Raw genomic sequence first — 4,776 nt, forward strand, 5'->3', positions numbered from 1 at the left:
GCAGCTGCACCACGGCGGCTTCGTGCTCGTCGAGTTCGGAGGCGGCGGCCAGCAGGGAGCGGATCGGGTCCCCGGAGGTGTCCGCGCGCAGCGGGAGGACGTCGACCTGGGCCAGGCGCAGCTGCCCGCCGATCGCCAGCGCATGGTCCGGTAGCGGTGCGGTCGCGGGCCGGGTGGTGGTCCGGGCGCCGGGCCAGGCGGCCTGGACGGCGCGTTCGACCATGCCGGGTGGTACCGGGCCGGGGACCCAGAGCCGGATGACGGTGCCGGCGCGGGTGGCGAGCAGCTCCCAGYCCAGGTGCGGCTGGCCGTGGCGCAGCCGGTCCCAGAAGGGACGCTGCAGGCCACCCATGTGCCCCCAGAAGATCTCCGCGGCGTGGGCGGACACCTCGGGTGGGGTGAGGATCTCCACTGTCCGTGCCCCCTCGCACAGCACCGCGTGCCGGTGGGCGCGGACCCGGCGGCGGCCRTACCCCGCTGCCAGGAGAAGGGCGACGGTGAGCAGGGCGAGGGGCCACCAGCCGGCGTGGCCGGCGAGCCACGACCCCGCCCCGGTGAGGACCTGGCTGGGGTCGGTGAGCCAGAGCGGGGGCTGCGGAGCGGGTGGAGGGGGTGGTGGAGGGACGGGAGGAAGCCCCGGCGGAGGGGCCGAACCCGCGATGATCACGATGGTGCCTCCGGGTATCCGAGCAGGACGAACAGGACGCGGCAGAGGTGGGAGGGCCGGGGTGGTGCCGGCGCCAGGGCTGCGGCGGCGACACCACCCCGGCCGGGATGGATGCGGGCCGCGGGTTAGAGCGGGTCGGCGTCGTCCACCGGCGGCCGGGCGGCCGGGCGGCGAGGAACACGGCCCAGGCCGGTTTCCTCGCCGGCGGTGCCCTGTGGGCGGGCCAGGCCGGGCCGGCCCGCGTCGGGGCCATCGGTGGTGTTTTCGACCGGATCTGTGGTGATGAGGGCGTGTTCGGCGGGTGAGGCCAGGGCATGCAGGGCGGTGCGCTGYCCGGTCCCGGTTAGCAGCAGCGCGTGGCCGGGGCCGGCGGTGAGCAGCTGGGCCGTTTCGCCGTCGGTGAGTTTGTAGACGCGGCGCAGGTCGTCGATCACGGTCGGGTCCTGGCGGAGCAGGATCTGCGTGGCCGCGTTCGCGACGACCGCCCGGCCCAGTTCGGAGCCGAGCAGGTCGGCGGAGTCCTGGGTGACCACGGCCAGACCGGCCCAGTGCTTGCGGGCGGCCTTCGCGAGCCGGAACAGGAACTTCGCGCCGGCGGGGTGTGCCATGAGCAGCCAGCCCTCGTCCACCACCACGAGGCGCCGACGGCGCCGGGCCGGGTCGGCGACGGTCCGCCAGATCGCGTCCAACGTGAGCAGCGTCCCGGCTGCCTTCAGCTCGTCCGGCAGCGCACGCAGGGAGTAGACGACGAGAGGCCCGGTCGGGCTGGTCGTGGTGGCGTGCGCGAACAGGCCCGCATGCGACCCGGAGACGAACGGTGCGAGGCGGGCCGCAAGCGCCGGGCCGGCCGGGTCCTGCGCGGCGGTGAGGGCGGCGGCGACGTCGGCGAGCAGCGGCGCGGGCCGGGTCCAAGTATCCGGATCCTGGGTGATCCCCGCGGTGCGGTAGGCGGTGAGGATCGCCGCGTCCAACACCGCCCGGCCGCCCGCGCCCAGACCGCCGCCGTCGTCGGCGGTGTGGTCGCCGAAGAGGGTGGCGATCAGGGTGTGGCAGAACAGCGCGCGCCGCGTGAGCAGGTCGGGGTCATGGCGGGAGTGGGCGGGCAGGTCGAGGGGGTTGAGGTGCACCCCGGGTGCGCCGAGCGCGAGGCGGGTGCCGCCGACAGCGGCGGCGAGCCGGGTGTACTCGTCCTCCGGATCCACGACGGCGACCTGGACGCCCTGGTAGAGCGAGCGCAGGACGTCGAGTTTCATCAGGAAGCTCTTCCCGGCACCGGAGGCGCCGGTGGTAACCGAGTTGTAGTTCGGCTGCGCCCACCGATCATGGGCCACCAGGCCCGCCGAGTGCAGGTTCGTGCCGTAGACGACCGGAGCGGCACCGGGGCGTTCCACGTCGGGCAGCGGCAGGTCGGGGGTCGTGAACGGGATCCCCGCAGCCAGGGCCTGGGTGTCGAACGCCCGGCGGATCTGGAGCAGGTCCAGGCCGAGAGGCAGGGTGGACACCCAGCCCTGCACCGTCCGGTAGCGGGCCCGGCGCACCGTGAGCAGCAGGCTGTGCGCCAGCGCGGTCACCCGCGCCGCCTCCTCCGCGAGCTGCTCGCGGGTGTCGGCGTAGACCGTCAGGTACAGGCCGACCCGGAACAGCCGTGCCTCACCACGAGCGACCTGACGGGCCAGCTCCCCGGCGTCCGCGGCGGCGGCGTCCAGTTCGGGGTCGGCGAGCCGGCCCGCGGCGGCGTCGGCGCGGCGGCCGGACTCGAGCCGGCCCAGCTGGCGGCGCAGCCGCAGCGCCGCCACCGCGGGCGGCGTCGGGTCCACATGCACGGCGACGTCGAGCCGGCCGGGGTAGGCCAGCAAGGGTTCCATCCACCCGGGCCCGACCTCACGCGGGTAGCCGACCACCGTGATCGTGGTGGCGCAGAGACCGGCGACCTCGACCTGCCCGGCCTCGACCAGGAGCGAGGGTGGGGTGAACAGCGCCGGGCCCTCGGCCGGCAGCGCGGGGCCCTGCCCCCGGCCGGGGCGCGCAGACCGCCGGCTGTGCGACGGCGCGTCCTGCCGGGCGAGGTGCGGGCGGTGGGGGTTGCGGTTCATCGGTTACCTCCGATCCGGGCGTGGCCGCGAACCGGGCCGGTCGCGGTGACGTGCTCGGGGGGTGGTGGGCCCGCCGGGTCGGCGGCGGCGGCGAGCAGGCAGGTCAGGTCCGGGCCGGTGAGGATCCGCCCGCGCAGCCCGACGGCAGCGAGCAGGCCGAGGGCTTCCTCGAGGCGGCGTGCCGCGGTGGCGGCGGCGGTGTCCCGCCCACCGCGCCCGGCCGGGACGGGCTGGTAGGCGGTGAGCAGGATCTRCCGGCTCCGTAGCCGCCGGCTCGCCGCGAGATTGGCGAGGAACGTGGCGTGGTCGCGGGCGGCGGCGGCCAGCGCCGGGTGAGGTTCCTGGTCGGCGAGGGCGTGGAGGCGGTCCAGGTGCGGGTCGAGACGGACCGGCACGCCGCGGACGGTGATCTGGATCGGGCCGGACAGGGCGTTGAGCATCCGCCCGTACCCGGCGGCCTTCCGCGCCGTGTCGGCGTCACCGGCCAACGTGAGGTTCACCCCCTGGACTTCGGCGACGACGGCGACAGCGCCGTGCAGGTCGAGCACCCCGGCCGTGTCCACCCCGGCGGCCAGCGGCCTCGCCGGCACAGGCGCACGGCGGCGGGCAGCGGGAATGTCCGGTACCCAGCCGGGCTGTGTGGGGATCCCCTCGGGGGCGGCGACGTGGGCCTTGGGGGCGCGGTGGTGGGCCAGCGCCGCGGCGGCGTAGCGGTCCGCGGTCACTCCGCCGCGCTGCCCGAGCGCGAGCGCGGCGCCGCCGCCGAGCAGCGGCACGACCAGCAGCGCCACCACCGGCAACGGCAGATAGGGCGACGCCGTCCAGTACACCGCGACGGCGAGTGCGACCGGTGGGGCGAGCAGCGTGAGCTGGCGAGCGGTCAACCCGGCGAGGATCCGGTCCGGCCGACCCACATCAGCCGGAATGCGAACCCGATCAGATCGGGATGTTTCGGGCATGCCCAGCACAACCTTTCAGGGCGCGAAGCGACAAGAGAAGCGACAAGGCAGGAGAGGGGAAAGGGGGAGAGGACGGCGGGTGAGGCCGGTCAGAGGGGGATGCCGAGCTTGCGCAGGCCCTGGCGCAGCAGCCGGTACTTCACCAGCGAGACGACCGTGGACCGGCCGCCGCCCATCAGGTGCTGGGAGGCGAACGACTGGATCTTCACGGCGATGTAGAACAGCGCGGCGGCGGTGAGCAGGTTCGCCAGGGTGTCCGACGTCGGGATCGGGTTGTAGGCGCCGTCGTCGGTGGCGAGCAGGACCCGGATGCCGAGGGTGAGCAGCACCGATTGGCCGACCTGCACCGCCAGGCAGCCCCCGAGTGCCCGCCAGTACATGTTCGCCACACCCTCGGTCCAGGGCAGGCCGTGGCAGACCAGCATCAGGGGACCTGCGACCGCCAGGCCCATCATCGCCGCCACCCGGATGGTCCAGCCGACGATCAGCATCACCATGAGCCCGACGACGCCGATCCCCAGCAGGATCAGGAAGATGTCCGACAGCGCGCCGGCGGCCAGCACCGTCAGCAGCACGCTGAACGCGCCGCTGCTGTCCAGGTCGCCCATGTCGGTGAAGGCCCGGGACAGCGCGTTCGCCGCGCCGATCGCCCAGCCCATCAGCGGCAGCGAGAGGTTCGCCGCGCCGAACCCGAGGATCATCCGCGGTGCCATTTCTTTGGCGGTGGCGCGGGTCTGGACCGTGTCGTAGCCCATCGCGGCGGCACCGCCGGCCATCAGGACCAACAGCATCACCGCGTCCGCGATGAGCACGCTGCCTTTCCACAGCTCACGGACCCGCGGCTGCTCGGTCACGTCCGGCGTACTGAGCACGGTCCGCCCGAGCAGGCGCACCACCGGCTCCACCGCAGCCTGGACCAGCCCGGCGAACCAGCCGTTGATCGCCCGCAGGATCTGCCCCGGGATATCCAGCCACCCGAAGCTGAGCAGGTCACTCACCCAGCCGCCGTCACCGGAGGCGTTCGGGTCCGGCGGCGCGCCTGGCTGAGGGTTCGGTG

Annotated in this window: 3 protein-coding genes and 1 pseudogene; all 4 read right to left on the reverse strand. The window is 74.6% G+C overall.

Annotated elements, in window-relative coordinates; translation table 11 throughout:
* Positions 1–667: pseudogene (locus tag KBI5_RS22830) on the reverse strand (type VI secretion protein); the annotation flags it as partial.
* A gap of 125 nt (positions 668–792) precedes the next feature.
* The gene (locus tag KBI5_RS22835; protein ID WP_085016414.1) at positions 793–2,760 is read right to left on the reverse strand and encodes a conjugal transfer protein TraC; all 1,968 of its coding nucleotides are present in this window, start codon (positions 2,758–2,760) and stop codon (positions 793–795) included.
* Entirely contained in the window at positions 2,757–3,719 is a 963-nt protein-coding gene (locus KBI5_RS22840) for a PrgI family protein (protein ID WP_085016415.1), read from the reverse strand. Before KBI5_RS22840 ends, KBI5_RS22835 begins: the two co-directional genes overlap by 4 nt.
* 89 nt (positions 3,720–3,808) lie before the next feature.
* A partial coding sequence (locus KBI5_RS22845; RefSeq protein WP_085016416.1) for a hypothetical protein occupies positions 3,809–4,776 on the reverse strand: 968 nt, incomplete at its 5' end.

It is taken from the genome of Frankia sp. KB5, from assembly GCF_002099325.1.
Taxonomy (GTDB): domain Bacteria; phylum Actinomycetota; class Actinomycetes; order Frankiales; family Frankiaceae; genus Frankia; species Frankia casuarinae.